General features: G+C 33.8%; 17 protein-coding genes. 15 read left to right on the top strand and 2 right to left on the bottom strand.

Annotated features, from left to right (window positions below; translation table 11 throughout):
* The first annotated feature begins 4 nt into the window (after nt 1-4).
* The 5 genes from ACSVH7_RS11740 to ACSVH7_RS11720 all read left to right on the top strand — a co-directional run bounded on the left by ACSVH7_RS11740 (nt 5) and on the right by ACSVH7_RS11720 (nt 6,339).
* The gene (locus ACSVH7_RS11740) at nt 5-1,171 is read left to right on the top strand and encodes a proline dehydrogenase family protein (protein WP_438066886.1); all 1,167 of its coding nucleotides are present in this window, start codon (nt 5-7) and stop codon (nt 1,169-1,171) included.
* Between the two features lie 185 nt (nt 1,172-1,356).
* Nucleotides 1,357-2,103, top strand: a complete 747-nt coding sequence (gene fabG, locus ACSVH7_RS11735; RefSeq protein WP_438066885.1) for a 3-oxoacyl-[acyl-carrier-protein] reductase — start codon at nt 1,357-1,359, stop codon at nt 2,101-2,103.
* 224 nt (nt 2,104-2,327) lie between these two features.
* Complete coding sequence (locus ACSVH7_RS11730; protein ID WP_438066884.1) at nt 2,328-4,355, top strand: hypothetical protein; 2,028 nt, start codon at nt 2,328-2,330, stop codon at nt 4,353-4,355.
* A 32-nt stretch (nt 4,356-4,387) separates the two neighbouring features.
* Entirely contained in the window at nt 4,388-5,284 is an 897-nt protein-coding gene (locus ACSVH7_RS11725) for a LysR family transcriptional regulator (protein WP_438066883.1), read from the top strand.
* 74 nt (nt 5,285-5,358) lie between these two features.
* The gene (locus ACSVH7_RS11720) at nt 5,359-6,339 is read left to right on the top strand and encodes a YeiH family protein (protein WP_438066882.1); all 981 of its coding nucleotides are present in this window, start codon (nt 5,359-5,361) and stop codon (nt 6,337-6,339) included.
* On the opposite strand, the gene ACSVH7_RS11715 is transcribed toward ACSVH7_RS11720, so the two are convergent.
* The gene (locus ACSVH7_RS11715; protein ID WP_438066881.1) at nt 6,336-8,435 is read right to left on the bottom strand and encodes an LTA synthase family protein; all 2,100 of its coding nucleotides are present in this window, start codon (nt 8,433-8,435) and stop codon (nt 6,336-6,338) included. The genes ACSVH7_RS11720 and ACSVH7_RS11715 overlap by 4 nt on opposite strands.
* Nucleotides 8,436-8,621: 186 nt before the next feature.
* Between ACSVH7_RS11715 and ACSVH7_RS11710 the strand changes: the two genes are divergently transcribed.
* The 10 genes from ACSVH7_RS11710 (at nt 8,622) to ACSVH7_RS11665 (ending at nt 20,217) form a co-directional block, all read left to right on the top strand.
* Nucleotides 8,622-9,059, top strand: a complete 438-nt coding sequence (locus ACSVH7_RS11710; RefSeq protein WP_438066880.1) for a thioredoxin family protein — start codon at nt 8,622-8,624, stop codon at nt 9,057-9,059.
* Entirely contained in the window at nt 9,056-10,036 is a 981-nt protein-coding gene (locus ACSVH7_RS11705) for an FAD:protein FMN transferase (protein ID WP_438066879.1), read from the top strand. The genes ACSVH7_RS11710 and ACSVH7_RS11705 overlap by 4 nt, the downstream gene beginning before the upstream one ends.
* Nucleotides 10,036-10,245 (top strand): DUF4266 domain-containing protein, encoded by a 210-nt coding sequence (locus ACSVH7_RS11700; protein ID WP_159685311.1) that lies wholly within the window; start codon nt 10,036-10,038, stop codon nt 10,243-10,245. Before ACSVH7_RS11705 ends, ACSVH7_RS11700 begins: the two co-directional genes overlap by 1 nt.
* 36 nt (nt 10,246-10,281) lie before the next feature.
* A complete protein-coding gene (locus ACSVH7_RS11695; RefSeq protein WP_438066878.1) occupies nt 10,282-11,598 on the top strand; it encodes a DUF3570 domain-containing protein in 1,317 nt (438 codons plus the stop codon).
* Nucleotides 11,599-11,600: 2 nt separating this feature from the next.
* Nucleotides 11,601-12,263, top strand: coding sequence for a response regulator transcription factor (locus ACSVH7_RS11690; RefSeq protein ID WP_438066877.1), 663 nt, complete (start codon nt 11,601-11,603; stop codon nt 12,261-12,263).
* 12 nt (nt 12,264-12,275) lie between these two features.
* Nucleotides 12,276-13,655, top strand: a complete 1,380-nt coding sequence (locus ACSVH7_RS11685; protein ID WP_438066876.1) for a sensor histidine kinase — start codon at nt 12,276-12,278, stop codon at nt 13,653-13,655.
* 110 nt (nt 13,656-13,765) lie between these two features.
* A complete protein-coding gene (locus ACSVH7_RS11680) occupies nt 13,766-14,152 on the top strand; it encodes a hypothetical protein (RefSeq protein WP_438066875.1) in 387 nt (128 codons plus the stop codon).
* A 97-nt stretch (nt 14,153-14,249) separates the two neighbouring features.
* On the top strand, nt 14,250-18,584 hold the full coding sequence (locus ACSVH7_RS11675; protein WP_438066874.1) for a CusA/CzcA family heavy metal efflux RND transporter: 4,335 nt from the start codon (nt 14,250-14,252) through the stop codon (nt 18,582-18,584).
* A 9-nt stretch (nt 18,585-18,593) separates the two neighbouring features.
* Nucleotides 18,594-19,712, top strand: a complete 1,119-nt coding sequence (locus ACSVH7_RS11670; RefSeq protein WP_438066873.1) for an efflux RND transporter periplasmic adaptor subunit — start codon at nt 18,594-18,596, stop codon at nt 19,710-19,712.
* A 25-nt stretch (nt 19,713-19,737) separates the two neighbouring features.
* Nucleotides 19,738-20,217, top strand: a complete 480-nt coding sequence (locus tag ACSVH7_RS11665) for a DUF2231 domain-containing protein (RefSeq protein WP_438066872.1) — start codon at nt 19,738-19,740, stop codon at nt 20,215-20,217.
* An 81-nt stretch (nt 20,218-20,298) separates the two neighbouring features.
* Here ACSVH7_RS11665 and ACSVH7_RS11660 read toward each other — a convergent pair whose 3' ends face one another.
* Nucleotides 20,299-21,999 carry a putative transporter gene (locus tag ACSVH7_RS11660; RefSeq protein ID WP_438066871.1) on the bottom strand — a complete coding sequence of 567 codons (1,701 nt, stop codon included), beginning with the start codon at nt 21,997-21,999 and terminating at the stop codon, nt 20,299-20,301.
* Nucleotides 22,000-22,186: the final 187 nt, after the last annotated feature.

The following is a 22,186-nucleotide window of genomic DNA, read 5'->3' as shown; positions in this document are numbered from 1 at the left end:
AATAATGAACAATTTATTTAATAACACGCAAATTGCCTTTGCTTTAAAGAGTGATACTGAACTAGATAGAGCTTATTTTTTGTTTAAAATGATTGCTAGTGAGCCGCTAGTTCGAATTGGTACTGCGGTTACTAATTTTGCAATTAAAGCAAATTTGCCTGTGGAAAGTCTTATTAGAGCTACTGTTTTTGATCATTTTTGTGGAGGGGTAAATGAGAATGATTGCATGGGAGTGGTTGATAAAATGTATACCAAAAAAGTGTCCTCTGTATTAGATTATTCAGTAGAAGGAAAAGAAGAGGAAGCGCAATTTGATGCTGCTCTGAAAATGACCTTAAAAACCATAGAATTTGCCAAGGAAAGGCTAGCTATTCCTTTTGCGGTCTTTAAACCTACTGGTTTTGGAAGGTTAGCTTTATATGAAAAATTAGGTCAAAAACAACCATTAACCGAAGAAGAAACTATCGAGTGGAATAAAGTGGTGGCTCGATTTGATGCGGTATGTAAAGAAGCTTACATTCATGATGTCGCTTTGCTTATTGATGCTGAAGAAAGTTGGATGCAAGATGTTGCTGACGATTTAGTGACTGATATGATGCGAAAATACAACAAAGAAAAGGCGATTATTTTTAATACTTTGCAAATGTATCGTTGGGATCGTTTGGATTATTTAAAAAAAATACATCAAAAAGCCCAAGAGGAACAATTTTTTATTGGAATGAAATTAGTTCGAGGTGCTTACATGGAAAAAGAAAATCTTCGTGCTCAAGAAATGAATTATCCAACGCCTATATGTGCCTCTAAAGAAGCCTCGGATGAAAATTATGATGCTGCAGTAGCCTATATGATGAATCATATTGAAATCATGTCCATTTTTGCAGGCACTCATAATGAATTGAGTACTTATAAATTGTTGGATTTGATGGAGAAAAAAGGTCTAAAAAGCGATGATTCTCGCATTTGGTTTGGTCAATTGTATGGAATGAGTGATAATATCAGCTATAACTTGGCTGAAAAGGGATATAATGTAGCTAAATATTTGCCATTTGGCCCTGTCAAAGACGTGATGCCCTATTTGATTAGACGTGCCGAAGAAAACACTTCAGTGGCTGGTCAAACAAGTCGAGAACTGTTGTTAATCAAGACAGAAAGAAAGAGAAGAAAAGGGTAAATGTCCTCTTAGTACCTCCTTTTTTAGAATGGATTTTAGAAGGGCTTTTTTATTTAAAGTGAAAAATCTTATATTTGGCACTCAAATTTTACCCCATAAAATAATAATCTTTTGAAAATGAGATAAATTAATTCTTGTTATTAGAGTTTATTTGATTTTGTTTCAGAATAATAAATAGTGAAAAAATGAAATTATTAGAAGGAAAAGTAGTCATTATTACAGGCGCAAGTAGAGGAATTGGAAAAGGAATCGCAGAAGTTTTTGCAAAACAAGGTGCGAATATTGCTTTTACCTACAGTTCTTCAGTTGAGTCTGCATTAGTTTTAGAAAACGAATTAAATGCGCTTGGAATTAAAGCAAAAGGATATCAATCGAACGCGGCCGATTTTAATCAAGCACAAGCTTTTGTAGATTCAGTTATAGCTGAATTTGGAACCGTTGATGTTCTAATAAATAATGCTGGAATCACGAAAGATAATTTGATGATGAGAATGTCTGAAGCTGATTTTGACCAAGTTATTGATGTGAATTTGAAGTCGGTATTTAATATGACCAAAGCGATTCAGAAAACCTTCTTGAAACAACGTTCAGGATCCATTATTAATATGAGTTCTGTGGTTGGTGTTAAGGGAAATGCGGGTCAGACTAATTATGCTGCTTCAAAAGCAGGTGTTATTGGTTTTTCAAAATCGGTAGCTTTAGAATTAGGATCTCGTAACATTCGTTGCAATGTGATTGCACCAGGATTTATTGAAACAGAAATGACTGCTAAATTAAGCGAAGATGTTGTGAAAGGCTGGAGAGAAGGAATTCCATTGAAACGTGGTGGTTCAACTGACGATGTTGCCAACGCATGCTTGTTTTTTGCCTCTGATATGAGTGCTTATGTAACCGGTCAAGTATTGAATGTTTGCGGTGGAATGTTGACTTAAAATAAATGCTAGTTTGAATACTTTGAACTATTTAAAAAGAATATTTTTTTTACCTGTTAGCGATTAGGTATTGGTATTTCTTGACCTTGATAGTGTATTTTAAATTAAGCTTTTAATGTTTCAAACTCGCATAATTGATTGTAACATCATAAAAAGAAGATAGTTGTTGTTGAACATGAAAGCAATGCAATATCTTGAACCTAGATTTTAATTAAAATTGAAATATGACAACAAACCAACTTTTGTTACTACTGCTTTCAATAGTTATAGCTGCAGGTTTGTCGTACTTTCACTACCTTCATAAAGTCAAAAGCCAATCAAAAATATATTGGCTTTTGGCTTTTTTACGTTTTACTTCTCTTTTTGGAGTTTTACTGCTGTTAATCAATCCGGTTATAAGTAAAACTGAATTAGAAATTGTTAAATCACCTTTACCTATTATTGTAGATAATTCTAGTTCTATTATTAATTTGAGGGCAAATACTCAGGCCCAAAAAGTGTATCAGCAGTTGATTTCAAATAAGGATTTGCAAAGAAAGTTTGACGTACAGTCTTATTTATTTGATGCCACTTTAGAACAATCCGACACTTTTAATTTTACGGGAACAGAAACCAGATTGGATATTGTAGCCAAAGATTTGAAGAATTTGTATAAAAAGGGTTATTTTCCAACGATTTTAATTACAGATGGAAATCAGACTTCAGGAGATGATTATGTGTATGCTTTTGGGACCGAAAATCGTGTTTTTCCCGTAGTTTTAGGGGATACAACGGCTGTTTTTGATTTGAAAATTAGTCAATTAAATGTCAATAAATATGCGTTTTACAAAAATAAATTTCCCGTAGAAGTTTTTGTGCACTATTCAGGAAATCGTCCGGTAGTAGCTAATTTTTCTATAGCTGAGGGAAAAAATACGATTGCCAAACAATCCGTCAACTTTAATTCCACGCAAAAAAGCGCCTCTTTTACGGTGTTTTTACCTGCTAATGAAATGGGGTTGCATCTGTATAAAGCTACCCTTAGTTCGGGTTTAAAAGAAAAAAACAGCTATAATAATGCTACTAATTTTGCGGTTGAAGTATTGGATCAAAGAACTAAAATCGCAATTATATCTGCAATAAATCATCCGGATATAGGAGCACTAAAACGAGCTATTGAAACTAATGCGCAACATCAAGTAGTTGTAGTTAAACCTCAAGATATTAATTTATTGCATGATTGTAATGTTTTGATTTGCTATCAGCCTAATACTACATTTAAAGCTGTTTTTGACGTTGCAAAAAAAGCAGGTACGGCTACTTTTGTACTTACAGGAACGGGGACGGATTTTAATTTTTTGAATCAGCAGCAATCCGATATCGATTTTAAAATGACTAATCAGCAGGAGGATTTCTTAGCTTCATTTAACTCAAAATTCAATTTATTTGCCTTAGAGAATATTGGTTTTGAGAATTTCCCACCCTTGTCACATCCTTTTGGTACTATTAATGTAAAGGAAAATGTTTCTCTTTTGCTTACTTCCAAAATCAGAAGTATGGAAACAGGTTTGCCTTTAGTAGCATTTGCTGAAAACGGCACAAGACGAAGTGCTTATTTACTAGGGGAGAATAGTTGGAAATGGCGTTTGCAATCGCATATAGCTACGCAGTCTTTTGAGAAATATGATGTTTTTATTGATAAAATAATGCAATTTTTGGCCACGAAAAGTACGAAGAAGGCATTAGAGGTTACTCATGATAATTTTTATAATTCAGGAGAAGCTATTGCAATAACGGCGCAATTTTTTAATAAAAATTATGAGTTTGACGACAATGCTCGATTAAGTATTACAGTAATAAATACTAAAAGTAAGCAGAAAAAAAATTATGATATGCTTAAAGGAACAAACGCTTACCAAGTCAATTTAGATGGTCTTTCTGCCGGAAGTTATACTTTTACAGTCAAAGAATTGAATACGAACACTAGTTATGGAGGACGTTTTGAAATTCTAGATTTTGATATCGAAAAGCAATTTGTTATTCCGGATTACAACAAATTATCACAATTAGCCGAGCAAACGCAAGGAAAAGTATTTCTTCCGAGTCAAATTGATCAATTGATACAAGAATTATTGCTGCAAAATTCCTATTTGCCAATTGAAAAAGAAAGTATTAAAAAGACTCCTTTAATTGATTGGGTATTCCTTTTAATTATCATTGCTATTGCTTTATCTGCGGAATGGTTTATTCGTAAATACCATGGATTGTTGTAATTTTGGATAATTCAATTTAAACAGTAGCAAGAATGGATTTTAGGTTAAAAGTATTTTATACAGTAGCACAGCGACTTAATTTTACCAAGGCGGCTGCCGAATTGTACATTAGTCAGCCTGCTGTTTCAAAGCATATTCAAGAATTAGAGGAAACCTATAAAACGAAGCTTTTTGAAAGAAATGGTTCTAAAATCGCATTAACTCCAGCTGGGATGTTATTATTAGGTCATACGAAATCCATTTTTGATATTTACAGAGCCATCGAATTTGATATGAGTTCTTTTGTAAGTAAACGCAAAGGACTTCTTAAAATCGGCGCTAGTACCACCATTTCTCAATATGTAATACCTCCGGTTTTAGCTCAATTTCATGAGAAAGAAACAGAGATAAGTATTCAATTAATGAACGGTAATTCAGAACAAATTGAAACGGCTTTGCTAAATAAAGAAATTGAAGTTGGAATTGTTGAAGGACAATCTAAAAACCAGTCCATAAAATATGTCCCTTTTTTGAAGGATGAATTGGTTTTAGTTTGCCATGCCGATCATTTTTTGGCTAAACAAAATGTCATTTCAATTGAAGCGCTAAAATCATTGCGTTTATTGACACGAGAACGGGGTTCTGGAACACTTGAAGTTATTGAATATGGATTAAAGCAATGTGGTATGCGTCTCAGTGATTTACAAATTGAGATGGAATTAGGAAGTACAGAAAGTATTAAAACCTATTTATTACATTCAGATTGTCTGGCTTTTATGTCAATTTATTCAGTAGCTAGTGAGTTAAAAAACAAAGAACTTGCGATTATCGATGTAGAAGGTTTGACATTTGAGCGGTTGGTTTATGCAATAACTTTGATGGGGAAATCAGATACGTTGTCGGAACTTTTTTTGAAAAATTTATTTTCTTATTATAACTTAGGGTTATAGTCTATCGTGTTTTAGTATTGGTTTTTGGTGGATAATCGTCGGATCTTTGCAAAGTAATTTTAACAAATATCAAAATGAAAACTATTTCAGATACCCACGACACCCCAAAACAACATTTATTTTCTTTAAATAGGACAACACAACAGGTCATTTTTATACTATTATTAGTTTCTTGCGTAGTTTTTCCTATAATTTCACCTCCTGTTGCTTTATTAATTGGTTTAGTAATAGCTAATTTATTTGGACATCCATTTTTGCACTTAAATCATAAAGCTACTTCAATTTTATTGCAAGTTTCAGTTGTTGGACTTGGTTTTGGGATGAATTTACATAGTGCGATATCTGCTGGTAAAGAAGGCTTTTTGTTTACTGTGGCTTCAATTTTTTCTACGCTGATACTAGGATTATTAGTTGGGAAATGGATGGGAATTGATAAAAAAATATCACATTTGATTTCATGTGGGACTGCAATTTGTGGAGGAAGCGCCATAGCGGCTATTGCTCCTGTAGTAAAATCTAACGAAAATCAAACTTCTGTAGGGTTGGGTGTAATTTTTATTCTAAATTCAGTTGCTTTATTTTTATTTCCTGCAATTGGTCATTGGTTATCACTTTCACAACATGATTTTGGTTTGTGGTGTGCTATTGCGATTCACGATACTAGTTCTGTAGTTGGTGCTGCTAATAAATATGGTGCTGAAGCTTTGCAAATTGCCACTACTGTGAAATTGGCAAGGGCTTTATGGATTATTCCGATTGCAGTTGGATCTACTTATTTATTCAAAAATGGAAAAAGTAAAGTGAAAATTCCTTATTTCATTTTCTTATTTATTTTAGCTTTAGTTGTCAATACTTATGTTTCTTCAATAGCTGTAGTAGCTCCTTATTTTGTAACTATTGCCAAATTAGGTTTAACGGTTACTCTATTTTTAATAGGCTCAGGATTAAATATTAATAAATTAAAAGAAGTAGGGGTAAAACCCTTGTTACAAGGAGTACTTTTATGGATTTTTATTGCCTCTACATCATTATTTGTAATCTTGAAACTTAGCTAATTGACATTGTTGTACTTTTTGTTTTTTAATAATAATGAGGCTGTTTGGTAATACGAAATGGCCTCTTTTTCGCTTTTTATATTTGGAGTTTGTAATTCAATTTCTTCATAATGAGTTTGGTATTCATTTGGGATGTTAAGGTCTGGTTTTAGTAGAATATTGAATTGTTTTACTTTTTGTTTAGGAGAAAGAATGGTTAATACATTGTCTTTAATTAATCCTAAGTCTTGATAGGTAGCAATGAAAGCTCTTGGTTGATAAGTAGTTTTCATTACATCTTGTCCATAAAATTTACTCTGATAGTCAAAATGTAACAATCCGAAAACTGTAGGCATAATGTCAATTTGTGACATTACTGTATTGAATTGCTTGGGCTTATTCTGGCTTGGATCGTAAATAAAGGCGGGAATTCTGTATTTATCTAAGGGGAGTTCAATTTTCCCAGCACTTGAAGCACAATGATCGGCTACAATTACAAAAATTGTATTTTTGAACCAAGGCTGTTTTTTTGCCATTTCAAAAAATTGTTTCAAGGCATAATCCGTATATTTTACGCCTCCTTCTCTTGACTTGGCATCATTCGGAATGTCAATTTTATTTGCTGGATAGGTAAAAGGACGATGATTACTGACAGTCATCCAATGGGAAAAGAAAGGTTTTCCTGTTTTAGCATCAGCGTTCATGGTTTGAATCGCTTTTTTGGCCATATCTTCGTCACAGACTCCCCAAACATTTGCGAATGAAATTTCTTGGGGTTGAAATGTCTTTTTATCGATTATATTGTATCCATTTCCTCCAAAAAAGGATTCCATGTTATCAAAAAAAGCATCTCCTCCATAAAGATAATTTACTTTATATCCCTTTTTTTTGAAGATTGAGGCGGTAGTGAATTTGTTTTGATTGTCTTTTCTTTTTACGACACTTTCACCAGCAGTAGGAGGCAAGCAAAGTGTAACGGCTTCTAACCCCCGAACCGTTCTATTTCCAACAGCATAAATATTTGTAAATTCTAAACTTTTATTTGCCAAACTATCCAGAAATGGGGTAAGATTTTTATCATTACCATAGCGCTTCATAAAATCAGCACTTAAACTTTCGATAGTGATCAAGACAACATTTTTTTTAGTTTCGGTTGAATCAGAACCAATTGTTCTTAAAAAAGTATTCTCATTACTACCTGGAATTAATCGTTGAAGATGGCTATTGGCCTCTTCTTTAGGTAGCGTTTTGTAGAATTTAAAATAATCTAACTCACTTTTCATAAAGGCTTGATAGAATTTGTAAATTCCATTAGATTGCAATTCATTGGCAAAAATATTAATCGAATTTTCAGTTTTAGACAAAGTAGGTATAGCCCATAATGACACCACAAATAGTATCAGATAAACAGCTGAAAGCTTAATTTTTTGCTTAAAATTAGGAATGTGTTGTAGGTAATTTTTAGTGTATTTAACTAGATAAAAGGTTAGTGTACCCACTGCAGCAAAAAGTACACTGAAGATCGGAATTATGGGATATGATTCCATAATATTGCCAATTACTTCATTGGTATAAATTAAATAATTCACGGCAATAAAGTTGTATTTTACTCCAAATTCATTCCAAAAAAAGTATTCGCTGATCCCATTTTGTAAAAGCAACAAAACATATAAAAATAGGACAAAGGAAAACATCCAAAGACGGAAACGCTCTCGATATTGTGGTAAAAATAAAAAAAGTCCGAAAAAGAAAGTTTTAGTCGCAATGAAAATAATTCCTATTTTAGGCAAAGCGCCACCGTATTCATCTAAAATAGTATTTCCAAAGGAAATATAAGCTAACATAGTTAATAAAAGCCCGAAAATGATATAACCATATGGCTTATTGTACTTTGAATTAGAAATAAAAATCAAATACAACCATAAAAAGAAACTAGCTACCACGAAAACAAAGAAATCGGAGAGACAACCCAAACTAAATATTTTTAGAATTTCAATTGTCGTAAATGAACTTTGTGTAATTGGATTAAAGAGTAAAATTATTCTCAGAAATAAGCCTATCAATAAGTAGAAAATGGCTAAGTAACTCAGTGCTGAAATTTTTTTATAGAGGGGCATTTTTTTTGTTTAAATTTTAGCGAAAATACAGTAAATATTTTGTTCTGTTTTTGAAAATCATTTAAGATTTCCTTAATATTTTTTTCACATGAATTTTAAATTAAGATTCCCTTAAAATAAGTTTCGAATAGTGGCGTTTTAGGCTTTAATACAATACTTTTACAAGGTCAATAAATACTACAGATTATGAAAATCAATCTTTTTTTGAGTGTTTTATTCTTAAATTTTGTGGGCTATACCCAGAATTGGAGAACTAATTTTGAAGAAGCAAAAGCTGAGGCTTCAAGAGATGATAAGCATCTTGTTTTGGTTTTTTCTGGCTCCGATTGGTGTGCTCCTTGTATGAAGTTAGATAATGTAGTTTGGAAATCAGATGCCTTCAAACAAGAATCCGAGAAGAATTGGATCATTTATAAAGCTGATTTTCCAAAGAAAAAAGCCAATCAATTAGCTCCTGATTTAACCGCTGCTAATCAAAAATTAGCCGAAAAATACAATCGCGGGGGAAGTTTTCCTTTGGTTGTATTGCTTGATAAAACTGGGAAAATTTTAGGAATGACGGGTTTTAAAAATGTCCCTGCTAATGATTACATACAATTGATTCATTCGTTAGAGAAAAAATGAAAAATATAATTCTTTTATTCCTTTTAACATCTGTTTTGGCTTTTGGGCAAGTGACCCACAAGCGAAAATTGTATATGCTAGGAAGTCCTTTTGAAATGACTGTCGTTGCTAAAGATACGATTCAAGCCAATGTTTATATTGATGTGGCTGTTGCCGAAGTAAAGCGCATTGAAAATCTAATTTCAGATTGGATTCCAACCACACAAATATCTCAAGTGAGTAAAAATTCGGGAATTCAACCCGTTAAAGTTGATAAAGAAGTCTATGATTTAGTAGAACGTGCTATAAAAGTATCACAGCTAACTTCGGGAGCTTTTGATATTTCTTATGCTTCGATGGATAAAATTTGGAAATTTGACGGAAGTATGAAGGAAATGCCCACTCCCGAAGCTATCAAACAATCGGTAGCCAGAATTGGGTATCAAAAAATTGTTTTGGATACCAAAGCACAGACTATTTATTTGAAGGAAAAAGGAATGAAATTGGGTTTAGGCGGTATTGGTCAAGGCTATATTGCAGATAAAATCAAAGACTTATTGCTATCAAAAGGTTGTACTTCTGGAATTGTAAATGTATCGGGCGATATTAACGCTTGGGGCTATCAAACGACAGGTAAACCTTGGACTGTAGCTATTGTTAATCCAATGAATAAAAGCAAAGTATTCGCTACTTTCCCGCTCGAAAATAGTGCTGTTGAAACTTCGGGGAGTTACGAAAAATTTGTGGTTTTTGATGGCAAACGCTATTCTCATATCATTGATCCTAGAACGGGTTATCCAGCGCAAGGAGTGGTGAGTGTTTCTGTTTTTGCCAAACAAACTGAAATTGCGGATGCTCTTGCTACTGGAATTTTTGTTTTGGGAGTTGATGTAGGCTTGAACTTAGTCAACCAGCTAAAAGGCATTGGATGTATAATTGTTGACGATAAAGGGGAAATACATACCTCTAAAAATATTGATATTAAAAAATTTAACTAATGAAAAAATTACTTTTTGCTAGTGTACTAGTAGCCGCTTTACAATCTTGTACTTCTGTAAAAGAATATGAAAAAGTAGCTATAAATGACCCTGATATGAAGCTTGCTGCAAGAGCATCAGAACGCTATGAAACCACTTTTCAGGTCTACAGAGAAGCTTCTGCTGGAGCTAATGGAGGAAAAACTGGTGGTGGTTGTGGATGCAACTAGATCCTCAAAATAATTTATTTAATTGAAATATAGATAATGAAAAAAGCCCTATCCATTCTATTACTGAGTATTGTTTTCTTTGCCAATGGGCAACAGAAAGACTCTACAGCAGTTGGATTTAAGAAAAGAGTATTAGAAACTACCGAAGTTGATTTCTTGCTAAGCTACTACAAACAAGATGGGATACATTCAGCTGTTTCTGGTGGTAGCGGAACCGAAAACCTGACCGATGTTACAGCTGCAATAGTGGTAGCAATGCCATTAAGCGATGATGAAGTACTGACAGCAGATATTGGTATTTCTGCTTATTCTTCAGCTTCATCAAGTAATATTAATCCTTTTGATAGCAATACGCCATCGCCTTGGCAATCAAGTTCGGGAGCATCGCAATCAGACCAATTAACCAGTTTGGCTTTATCGTACTCTGCAAGTTCTGATGATAGAAACACGATTTGGAATGCTCACGTTTCTGCTTCGGTGGAATATGATTATTCTTCTATTGGATTTGGTGGTGGAGTTACCAAAGAATTTAATGATAAAAATACAGAAGTAAGCCTTTCTGCCAGTGCGTATTTGGATACGTGGAAACCTATTTATCCGAAAGAATTACAGGATTTCAAAAATAATGGGGATAATTTGAATGGCGGAATATTTGATTATTTTACCATTACAGGAAATACAGCTTATAATCCAAATCAATTCGAATTCCATAAGGATAAGAAAAGAAATTCCTATTCTGTATCGTTAAGTTTGTCGCAAGTGATTAATAAAAAATTGCAAGCATCGGTGTTCTTGGATGTACTACAACAGCAAGGTTTGTTATCTACACCTTATCAAAGGGTGTATTTCAAAGATGTGGCCGCTTCCTTTATCAATGATTTCCAATTGGCAAATGATATTGAACGCCTACCAGATTCAAGATTCAAACTACCCATAGGAGCAAGGTTGCATTATTACATCAATGAACGCTTTGTACTGAGGACCTATTATCGATTCTATTCTGATAACTGGGGAATACAATCACATACCGCTAGTGTTGAATTACCAATAAAACTAACGGATCGCTTTACGGTTTTCCCTATGTATCGTTATTATACACAAACGGCCTCTGACTATTTTGCGCCTATTAATACGCATTTATCAACGGATCAATACTATACTTCTGATTATGATTTGTCAGCTTTTGATGCCAATCAATATGGATTTGGAGTCAATTATACCGATATTTTTACTAGAGCAAATATTTGGAAATTTGGCTTGAAAAATATTGATTTTAGATATAATCATTACGATAGAAGTGATGGTTTGAAAGCTGATATTGTTTCACTTGGATTCAAGTTTTTAATGCAGTAACTATGAAAATTCTTATTGTAGAAGACGAAGTTGGAATTGCAGATTTCCTCAAGCAAGGTTTAGAAGAAGAAGGCTATACCGTATTGGTAGCTTATGATGGAGAAGCTGGTTTAGCTTTGGCATTAGAGCAAAAAGTAAACGTAATTTTACTAGATTGGATGCTCCCGAAAATGAACGGAATAGACATTTGTAAAGCCATTCGAAAAGCCAATATTCAAACACCTATTTTGTTTTTAACTGCTAGAGATACCGTACAAGAAACGATAGAAGGCTTAAAAGCAGGAGCGAATGATTACATCAAAAAACCTTTTAGTTTTGATGAATTAATTGAACGAATTAAAATTCATTTTAGAAATACCGCTTCCAATGATATATTGGTTTTGGGCAACATCAGCATTGATCCGTCCAAACATCAAGTGCTGCTGGGCGATCAAGAAGTTAATCTTACGCAACGCGAATATGAATTATTAGTATATTTAATCAAAAACAAAGGAAAAGTTTGTACTCGAAATCAAATTATTGAGGACGTTTGGGATATTCATTTTGAATACGATACAGGAGTTATTGATGTTTTTATGAACGCCATCCGAAAAAAACTCAATCTGAACAAAGAAGAAGATCTCATCAAAACCATTCGTGGCGTTGGCTATATTGCTAATGATTAATTTCACATAAATATGTTTTCATTTTCATACAAAGACAGAATTGCCTTTAACTATATTTTGAGCACTGGGCTCTTAATTTCTGTAGTTTTCATTGTGATTTATCAAAGTATGAAATACAATGTGAACACGCATATCAATGAAGACATTCAAACTGAGGTTCAAAAGCATTTAGAGGAAATTGAAATCGATCGCAACAATACGTATTTAATTCAAGTCGATCAATGGCGTGCTAGAGAGCATAACACTGTAAATGTTAACCCTGTTTTTGTTCAGTTTTTTGATAGTAACAATCAATTAATTGACAAATCTCCCAATTTGAAAGGCTTGCAACTTAAAATGTATAAAGAGTCTTTTGACAACAAATTCATTGATACCTATTTAAATAAAACACCTATTCGTCAGATTCAAGTTCCGCTGTATGACGAGCAAAAAATTGTAGGTCATCTGTTTGTAGCAATGTCATTAGATGATGCGCAAATGATTTTGACCAACTTGCGCAATACCCTTTTCGTTTCTTTTCCTTTAATACTCATTTTACTTTTTCTTATTGCTCGATTGATTGCAGGTCGAAGCATAAAACCTGTTACTGCCATCACCGAAACCTCTAGTAACATCACAAAAGACAACCTAAAAGGACGCATCGTTTTACCTCAAAACAAAGATGAACTCTATACGCTTTCCAAAACAATCAATGATTTGCTCGATCGAATAGAAAATGCTGTAGAACGTGAAAAACAATTCACCTCGGATGCTTCTCACGAATTAAGAACTCCGCTAACAGTTTTGAAAGGTACTTTAGAAGTTTTGATACGTAAACCGAGAACACAAGCTGAGTATGAAGAGAAAATTTCATATAGTATTAAAGAAGTCAATCGACTCAATAATTTGGTGGACCAATTGTTGTTATTAGCACGTTTCGAGAATCAAAAACAACGATTAAAAATCGAAAAGGTGTATTTGAACGCATTGATTTTGGATACTTTGACGATGTATTCAGAAAAGATAAAATCAAAGAAAACAACCGTTGTTAGTCAATTTACTGCTGATTATTATATCGAATCCGATCATTACTTAGTGGCAATTATTATTGGAAATATTATCAGTAATGCCATCAAGTATTCTGGAGAAAATGCTACAATCACAATTGATTTGAATCATAACGAAAAAGGCACTTTCTGTATCATTACTGACCAAGGAATTGGTATAGCCAAAGCCGATTTGGATAAAATATACAATCCTTTTTATCGTTCTGATGCGACTAATCATCCTACTATAAAAGGCTCTGGATTAGGACTTTCTATAGTAAAACGAATAGTAGAATTGCTTCCTATGACCATTGAAATTGTTAGTGAAATAGGCAAAGGAACTCAAGTAATTTTAAGTTTTCATTAATCTCTTTTTAAGCCGTTCTTAAGATATTTCATATATTTACCACTTACTTTTGTACCAAAGCTTGAGGCTATAACTTTTGAAAGTAGTTGGATATGTCTGTCAAAAAAATAATGACTTTATTTTTCTTATTTGTTTTTGTGTATTCCAACACAGAGATAGGGCAGTTATTTAAAATACCCAATTTGGTTCAGCATTATTTAGAGCACAAAAATCACAATCAAGAACAAGCCTTTTCGTTTGTAGATTTTACCATCAGTCATTACAATAATTTAAACAAACACACCGATACTGATGGTCACGACAAACATGAAAACTTACCATTCAAAAGCCAAACTATCAATCTTGATACGGTTGTCTTGGCTTTTGAGGAACCTCAATCTATTTTTACTTTAAAGAATCTTGTACCAACAGTCGTAAATCAATCACTTCCGATTTACAAAGAATGGTATATTTCTAATGTATTTAGTGCTATTTGGCAACCGCCTAAACTAGTTTAAAATTATCTTTATCGTTAATTATCTTTTTGATAATTACTATTTTACTGAATTATTGGTATTCTAATGATTCTAAACGTATAATTTTTAATTTACTAGTATGCTAAATAAAATCATAGCATTTTCTATCCAAAACAAACTCATTGTATTATTGTTTACTTTGAGCGTGTTCGGATTTGGATTGTTTTCTGTATTCCAAATTTCTATTGGTGCTGTTCCTGATGTTACCAATAATCAAGTGCAAGTGATTACCACTTCGCGCAATCTTTCTACTCAAGATATAGAGCAATTTATAACCTATCCCGTAGAGATTGAAATGGCTAATTTGCCAGGCGTAAAAGAAATTCGTTCTATTTCAAAATTCGGATTATCGGTCGTTACCATTGTTTTTGATGACGATTTGGGAACCTATTTGCCTCGTCAATTAATCGCCGAAAAAATAAAAGCGGCTTCCGAAAAAATCCCCGAAGGTTTTGGTATTCCCGAAATGGGGCCAATCACCACTGGATTGGGAGAAATTTATCAATACACTTTAGAGGTGAAACCTCAGTTTAAAAACAACTACTCCATAACCGATTTAAGAACGATTCAGGATTGGATTGTGAAACGACAATTGTCTGGAATTAATGGAGTGGTCGAAATCAACACTTGGGGTGGTTATTTAAAACAATACGAAATCAGTATTCGTCCTTCGGAATTAAAGGCAATGAATTGTAGCTTGACAGAAATTTTTACCGCTTTAGAGAAGAATAACAGTATTGCCGGTGGGGCTTATATCGAAAAGACGAATCAAAGTTATTTCATTCGTGGTGAAGGAAAAGTGAATAGTATTCAAGATATTGAAAACATTGTGGTTAAAAACACCAATGGTCTTCCCGTTTTGATTAAAAATATTGCCAAAGTTCAATTTGGTCACGCCAATCGTTTTGGAGCGATTACTGGAAACGGAGAAGGTGAGAAGGTACTCGGACAAGTGATGATGCTCAAAGGAGCCAACTCTAAGCAAGTCATTAGTGATGTTAAAGACAGGGTGGCCGAAATACAAAAATCACTACCAGAAGGAGTGTATATCAATGGTTTTCTAGAAAGAAGTGAACTCGTTGAGAAGACCACCTTTACAGTAGCTGAGAATTTAATTTTAGGTTGTCTCATTGTAATCTTTGTCGTGGTTGTATTGCTTGGGAATTGGCGTTCTGGATTGGTTGTAGCTTCGGTGATTCCGTTGTGTTTGCTGTTTGCCATTTCGTTTATGAACATTTTTGGCGTCGATGCCAATTTGATGAGTTTAGGTGCCATTGATTTTGGAATTATTATCGATGGTGCGGTAATTATTGTGGAGTTCATTGCCTTTCAAATTGCACAAAATTCGGCACATTTGGCAGGATTAAACAAAGAAAATCGCCAAATAGAGATTGATCAAATTACTTATAAAAGTGCTTCAAAAATGATGAATTCTGCCATTTTTGGTCAGTTAATCATTTTGATTGTTTTCATTCCTATTTTGTCATTATCAGGTATCGAAGGAAAAATGTTCAAACCTATGGTAATGACGTTTAGTTTTGCTTTATTGGGCGCGATGATTTTCTGTTTTACTTATGTTCCTGTTGTAGCTTCTATGTTTTTAAAACCAACAAAAGAAAATCCAAATTCTATTTCGGTCAAATTAATCCAAAAATTGAATGCTTGGTATGTTCCCACCATTACTTGGGCTTTGGATAATACCAAAAAAGTATTGTACGGAGCCATTGCGTTATTAGTGTTTTCTAGTGTCGTGTTTAGTACGATGGGAGGTGAATTTATTCCGACCTTAGATGAAGGAGATTTTGTGATTCAACCTGTACTGAAAACAGGAACTTCTTTGACCAAAACCATCGAAACCACTACTAAAATGGAGAAAATCATATTGAAAAATTTCCCTGAAGTAGCGCAAGTAGTATCTAGAATTGGTGCTGCCGAAGTTCCCACAGACCCAATGTCGATGGAGGAAAGTGATATTATTGTGAAATTAAAACCAAAGGCGGAATGGGTTTCTGCCACTTCCAAAGATGAATTGGCCGATAAAATCAAAGAAGCTTTAAACGCTCAAATTCCAAATATGGAAATCGAGTTTACACAACCTATCGAAATGCGTTTTAATGAATTGATTTCTGGAACACGTTCTGATGTGGCGATTAAGATTTTCGGAACCGATTTGGATGTTTTAGCCAGAATAGCACACGAAATTGAACGCGCCATCAAAAAAGTTCCTGGAGCTTCAGATGTTATTATTGAAAAAACAGAAGGTTTACCTCAAATGTACGTGCAATATGACCGTTCTAAAATTGCCCGCTACGGTTTGAATATTGAAGACTTGAATGATGCCATCGCACTTAGCTTTGCTGGAAAAGTGGTAGGAAATGTATTTGAAGGCGAAAAACGATTCGATATGGTCATTCGCCTAGATCAAACCAACAGAAAGAGTATCGAGGATTTGAAAAACTTATATGTTTCTGTCCCCAATGGCGCTCAAATTCCGTTGAATGAGTTGGCGACCATTGATTATGCAGAAGGACCCGCCAAAATATCGCGAGACAATACCAACCGACGCATTGTAGTAGGAATCAATGTTCGAAATCGAGATTTACAAAGTGTAGTGACCGATATTCAAAAGATTGTAGCTGCACAAATCAAATTACCAGCGGGGTATTATGTACAATACGGCGGACAATTCGAAAATTTAGAAAGTGCCAAAGCTCGATTACTTATTGCAGTTCCTATCGCTTTACTTTTGATATTTATTCTGTTGTATTTTGCTTTTGGCTCAATGAAAGAAGCTTTGATGGTGTATTCAGCGATTCCGTTATCTGCCGTTGGAGGAATATTATTTTTGTGGCTACGTGATTTGCCTTTTAGTATTTCGGCAGGGGTTGGTTTCATTGCCCTTTTTGGTATCGCAGTATTGAATGGTATTGTACTGATTGAACATTTTAAAGAACTAAAACATCAAGGAATGACCGATATGAATGCCTTAATTTTAAAAGGAACTACCGATCGTTTACGACCTGTCTTATTGACAGCCGCTGCAGCCGCTTTAGGTTTTTTACCAATGGCGATTTCATCATCGGCAGGGGCAGAGGTACAACGTCCTTTGGCGACCGTAGTAATTGGTGGGCTTTTTACAGCTACGGTTTTGACCTTAATTGTATTGCCGATTCTGTTTAAAGTCTTCGATTCAAAAGAATTCAAAAGACCCAAATTGAAAAAAGGCAAAAAGCATCTTACTCTTATTTTACTTTTGTTGGTGTGTAGTTTTGGATTTGCCCAAAACACATCGATGTCACGTGAGGTCTTAATAGCCAAAGCCCTTGAAAACAACAAAGGTATCAAGGCTGCGGCATTGCAAGTCAATAAAATGCAAGAGAACATCAAAAGCAGTTTTACCTTCGAAAAAACTAATGTGTATTATTCGTACGATCAAAATAATTTGGCTTTGAATAATCTACCGCTGAAAGTTTTTGGAGTACAACAACGGTTTTTGTTTCCTACTGTTTATGGCGTCCAAAAGAAAGCGAATACCTCAGAATTTGAGAAAGAGAAAGCCAATTTTGAGCTTCAAAAAAACAAACTTTCATTACAAGTAGCCAAAACCTATGAGCAAATCGTCTATTGGCAACATCAAGAACGTTTGTACACTTATTTAGATAGTTTGTACCAAAATTTTTCTAAAGCCAGTGATCGTCGTTTTGAATTAGGCGAAACCAATTATTTAGAAAAAATTACGGCTCAATCGAAATACAGACAGATTAAAACCAAGCTCACGCAAATCAATTTTGCGAAAAAAGCACAATATGAATCCTTGCAAGCTTTGGTGCAATCCGATGAAAAAATAAGCATTTTAGAGAAAGAGTTAGTACCAATACCTACTTTGGATACTACATCAAATAAAGCTATTCATACTACTTATTTAGAGAGTATTAGCAAAATGTATAAATCGCAGGTTAGCTTGCAAAAACAGCATTGGTTACCCGATTTGAATTTGGAATATTTTCAAGGAAGAAATAACGGTTTGTCACAATCTTTGTATGGTTTTCAAGTGGGTATTGCGGTTCCAATTTTGTTTTCAGGTAATGTTTCCAAAACCAAAGTAGCCCAACTAGAATCACAAAGTTGGGAAGAGCAAAAGCTTAATCAAGAACAAAAAATGACCCAATTTATTCGTCAGCAGCAAAATGAAATTGCCAAGTACCAAGAAAGCATCAATTATTACAACGCCACTGGGAAAAAATTATCTGAGGAAATCATTAAAGTAGCGAATAGCAGCTATAAAAATGGAGAAATTGACTTTTTTCAATACATTCAAAGTTTAGAAAATGCTGTAGCGATAAAAATAGAATATGTAGAAGCTGTGTTACAATTCAACAGCAATCAATTAGAGTTACACTATCTTAATTATTAGTTTATCAATATGAAAAAACAACTGTATATATTAGTTTTTACACTGCTTTTTATAAGCTGTAAAAAAGAAGAAACTACACCACCAACAACAACAGAAGATGATGGTTTGGTTAGAGTCACTCAGGCTCAATTTCAATCCGCAGGAATGGTGATTAGCAGCCCCATAATGAAAGATTTTGACGAAACCATAAGAGTATCTGGCAAGATTGATGTACCGCCTCAAAACAGGGCAAAAGTCACCACTTTTATTGGTGGTTATGTAAAAAGCACCCAACTTTTGGTGGGTGACAGAGTTCGTAAAGGTCAAGCTTTGTTAACTCTTGAAAATACAGCATTTATTGATATTCAAAAAGAATATTTAGAAGTAGCAGAGCAATTAAAATACCTTAAATCTGAATTTGTTCGACAAAAAACTTTGTATGATGAAAAAATCACCTCTCAAAAGAACTATTTCAAAGCGGAAAGCGAGTACAAAAGAGCGATGGCAACCTATCAGAGTTTGAAACAAAAGCTAATTTTGATGCACATTAGCCCTATTCAGGTGGAGAAAGGCAAATTCACCTCGGTAATAACTATTTACGCTCCTATTTCTGGTGATATTGTGATTATGAATGCCAATGTAGGAATGCTTATGAATCCTGAAGATGTGATTTTGGAAATTGTAGATACAGACCACTTGCATTTAGAATTAGCTGTGTTTGAAAAAGATATTTTGAAAGTAACTAAAGGCCAAAAAATCAAATTTACCGTTCCCGAAGCGACTAAGGAAGTGTTCAATGCCGAAGTGCATTTGGTAGGGAAATCAATTGAAGGAAATGACAGAACTATTAATGTTCACGGGCATTTAGAAGACGAATCCAAGCAAAGATTACTTACGGGTATGTTTGTAGAAGCGGCCATTGTTTTTGACACTAAAAAAGGGTTAGCGGTACCTACAGAAGCTATTATTAAAGAAAACAACAAGTATTACGTTTTTACTTTGGTAACCAATAAAAATGAGTATGCCTTCAAGAAATTAGCTGTATCTTTAGGAGAACAAAATGAGGATTTTAGTGAAATACTTCCAAATACTTCCATCAACGCTTCTACTAAAATTTTGACCAAAGGCGTTTTTGATTTAGCAGAATAAAAAATTTAACTTAAAAATAAAACTTATGAATGAAGCACATTTGCACCTAGTGGTGAACCATTTTCCTATTATCGGGACGATTTTAGGATTAGGAATTTTAGTAGTTGGGTTGTTTTTGAAGAACAATTCGGTAAAGAATACAGCGTTTTTTCTGTTCATTATTGCGGCTATTTTTGCTGCAGTGAGTATGGCAACTGGAGAAGGAGCAGAGGAATTGGTAGAAGATATGCCTAACATTGGTCACGATATCATTCATGAACACGAAGAAATGGCAGAAAAATTGGCTATCGCATTGTATGTTTTGGGACTAACTTCCGTAATTGGTTTGTATTTGAATTATAAAAAATCTGCAAAATCAGTTTTGGTGACTTATCTAGCAGTTATTATTGCTTCGGTAGCTGTATTTTTAGGACAAAGAACAGGAACAACAGGTGGAGAAATTCGTCATACAGAGATAAGGACGGTAGCGGTTCCAGCTGATGTTCAAATGGAAGACAAGGATTAATTTTAATTGTATACTAACGAAAAAAAGGATGTCATTAGTTTGACATCCTTTTTTATTGAAATTGAAATAAATAGATTTGGATTAACTAGCAAAGAGTAAAATAAGCAATTGTGCGACCAGAATTCGACTAATAGTTACTAGAGGATAAACGGTAGCATACGATTGATTAGGGATATCAGAATCTAAGTATTTGGTGCTAAAAGCCAAAGCTGCAGGATCTGTATAAGAACCACTCATAATTCCAACCATTTGATAAAAATTTAGCTTGAAAACAAAACGACTGATAAGTACCAAAAGAGTTAGGGGAATGAAAGTGATAAAACAGCCGTAGTAAATCCACATCCAACCATTGTTTGCTACAAAGTTTTCATAAAAACCGTGCCCCGCTTTGATTCCAACTGCGGCAAAGAACATACAAATTCCAAGATCTTTCATGAAGTGAATGGCTCCGTTGTTGATATACGAGTGAATCACACCAACACCACCATATCTACTAATAAACAAAGCTGCTAAAAGAGGACCAGCTGCCAAACCTAATTTTAAAGGAACGGGTAATGAAGGAATCACAATTGGAATAGAACCAATGATTAATCCAAAAATTAAACCGCCAAACAAAGAAAGAAAATCGGGTTCTAGCAATATTTTTTTAGAATTTCCAATGATTTTTTCGGCTTCTTGAATAGCTTCTTTATTACCAACAACCATCAAAGTATCGCCATAGAATAATTCCAATGAAGGTTGTGCTAAAATTTCTAATCCAGAACGAATAACACGAGTAACTTTCACATCATATTGATTGTATAAATCCAATTCGGCCAATGTTTTGTGAATGGCTGTTTTGTGTGTAACACTTAAAATTCTTGTCGTTACATCATCTTCTGATTCAATGAATAAATCGGTAGAAGCTTTACCAACCACATGAATAAAACTGTCAATATCCTTTTGTTTGGCCACCACCATCAATACATCTTTATCATGAATGATTGATTCCAATGAAGGAGAATAAACAACTTTACTACCACTTTGTTTTTGTCTTGAAATAATTACATTCTCAATATTATTTTCCTTAAATACTTGTTTGAATGTTTTACCTATAATTCCAGACTTTGTGACTCTACATTTCTGACGTACAATAACATTTTCATGCTCTTTATTTTTTTCTTTTAGCATTTTTACTTCCTTCTGTAAATCAATTTTCAGGAAGCTTTTAGCCAAAATTATAAGCAGAATAATACCAAAAACCCCAATTGGATAGGTAATTGCATAGGCAATAGCTGGATCAGAGAAGTGATCTGTGGGTAAATTTAATTGCTTTTGAATTTCAATTAAGGTTGTTTTTGCAGCTCCTAATCCAGGAGTATTGGTTACAGAACCAGACATTAAACCTACAGCATTTTCAATTTTTACATTAGCAAAAAGATGTATTAAATAAGCAATAAAACCACCAAGAAACACTGTACTTACAGCTAGGCCATTAAATACTAAACCTTCTTTTTTGAAAGAAGAAAAGAAAGTAGGACCAACTTGTATACCAATACCATAAACAAATAAAATAAGCCCAAATTCTCTTATAAATTGAATTAAATCAGGATTCATGCTAAAACCCAAATGACCTAAAAACAAACCCACAAACATCACAGCAGAGACGCCTAGTGATATTTTTCCGATTTTCAATCTCCCGGCAAAAAAACCGATACTAATTGTTAAAAACAATACAATTAAGGATTGCGCCAACTCCGGTTCTTCTGTCGGAGTAAACAAGAATTTTAACCATTCAAACATACTACTGAAATTTAATTATTACTTTTTTTAAGCTATGTAAAAGAACTCAATATTAATAGTAAGATGCATGATAAAAATCAGTAAATCAACATTTTTCTTAAAAAAAACTTTAAATTTGTTATGAAAACGATTGCGTAAACCGACTTTCATCCGATTGCAAAAAAGTGCTAAATCGTTATCGTTTTTT

The organism is Flavobacterium sp. TSSA_36, from assembly GCF_051547165.1.
GTDB lineage: Bacteria > Bacteroidota > Bacteroidia > Flavobacteriales > Flavobacteriaceae > Flavobacterium.
Note: the sequence above shows the minus strand (reverse complement) of the source record. Positions and strands in the feature narration are given on the sequence as shown.

What these genes read in the sequence shown, in the direction of transcription:
- ACSVH7_RS11740 (WP_438066886.1), top strand. Translation starts at nt 5, where the DNA reads ATGAACAATTTATTTAATAACACGCAAATTGCCTTTGCTTTAAAGAGT.
- fabG (WP_438066885.1), top strand. Translation starts at nt 1,357, where the DNA reads ATGAAATTATTAGAAGGAAAAGTAGTCATTATTACAGGCGCAAGTAGA.
- ACSVH7_RS11730 (WP_438066884.1), top strand. Translation starts at nt 2,328, where the DNA reads ATGACAACAAACCAACTTTTGTTACTACTGCTTTCAATAGTTATAGCT.
- ACSVH7_RS11725 (WP_438066883.1), top strand. Translation starts at nt 4,388, where the DNA reads ATGGATTTTAGGTTAAAAGTATTTTATACAGTAGCACAGCGACTTAAT.
- ACSVH7_RS11720 (WP_438066882.1), top strand. Translation starts at nt 5,359, where the DNA reads ATGAAAACTATTTCAGATACCCACGACACCCCAAAACAACATTTATTT.
- ACSVH7_RS11715 (WP_438066881.1), bottom strand. Translation starts at nt 8,435, where the DNA reads ATGCCCCTCTATAAAAAAATTTCAGCACTGAGTTACTTAGCCATTTTC.
- ACSVH7_RS11710 (WP_438066880.1), top strand. Translation starts at nt 8,622, where the DNA reads ATGAAAATCAATCTTTTTTTGAGTGTTTTATTCTTAAATTTTGTGGGC.
- ACSVH7_RS11705 (WP_438066879.1), top strand. Translation starts at nt 9,056, where the DNA reads ATGAAAAATATAATTCTTTTATTCCTTTTAACATCTGTTTTGGCTTTT.
- ACSVH7_RS11700 (WP_159685311.1), top strand. Translation starts at nt 10,036, where the DNA reads ATGAAAAAATTACTTTTTGCTAGTGTACTAGTAGCCGCTTTACAATCT.
- ACSVH7_RS11695 (WP_438066878.1), top strand. Translation starts at nt 10,282, where the DNA reads ATGAAAAAAGCCCTATCCATTCTATTACTGAGTATTGTTTTCTTTGCC.
- ACSVH7_RS11690 (WP_438066877.1), top strand. Translation starts at nt 11,601, where the DNA reads ATGAAAATTCTTATTGTAGAAGACGAAGTTGGAATTGCAGATTTCCTC.
- ACSVH7_RS11685 (WP_438066876.1), top strand. Translation starts at nt 12,276, where the DNA reads ATGTTTTCATTTTCATACAAAGACAGAATTGCCTTTAACTATATTTTG.
- ACSVH7_RS11680 (WP_438066875.1), top strand. Translation starts at nt 13,766, where the DNA reads ATGACTTTATTTTTCTTATTTGTTTTTGTGTATTCCAACACAGAGATA.
- ACSVH7_RS11675 (WP_438066874.1), top strand. Translation starts at nt 14,250, where the DNA reads ATGCTAAATAAAATCATAGCATTTTCTATCCAAAACAAACTCATTGTA.
- ACSVH7_RS11670 (WP_438066873.1), top strand. Translation starts at nt 18,594, where the DNA reads ATGAAAAAACAACTGTATATATTAGTTTTTACACTGCTTTTTATAAGC.
- ACSVH7_RS11665 (WP_438066872.1), top strand. Translation starts at nt 19,738, where the DNA reads ATGAATGAAGCACATTTGCACCTAGTGGTGAACCATTTTCCTATTATC.
- ACSVH7_RS11660 (WP_438066871.1), bottom strand. Translation starts at nt 21,999, where the DNA reads ATGTTTGAATGGTTAAAATTCTTGTTTACTCCGACAGAAGAACCGGAG.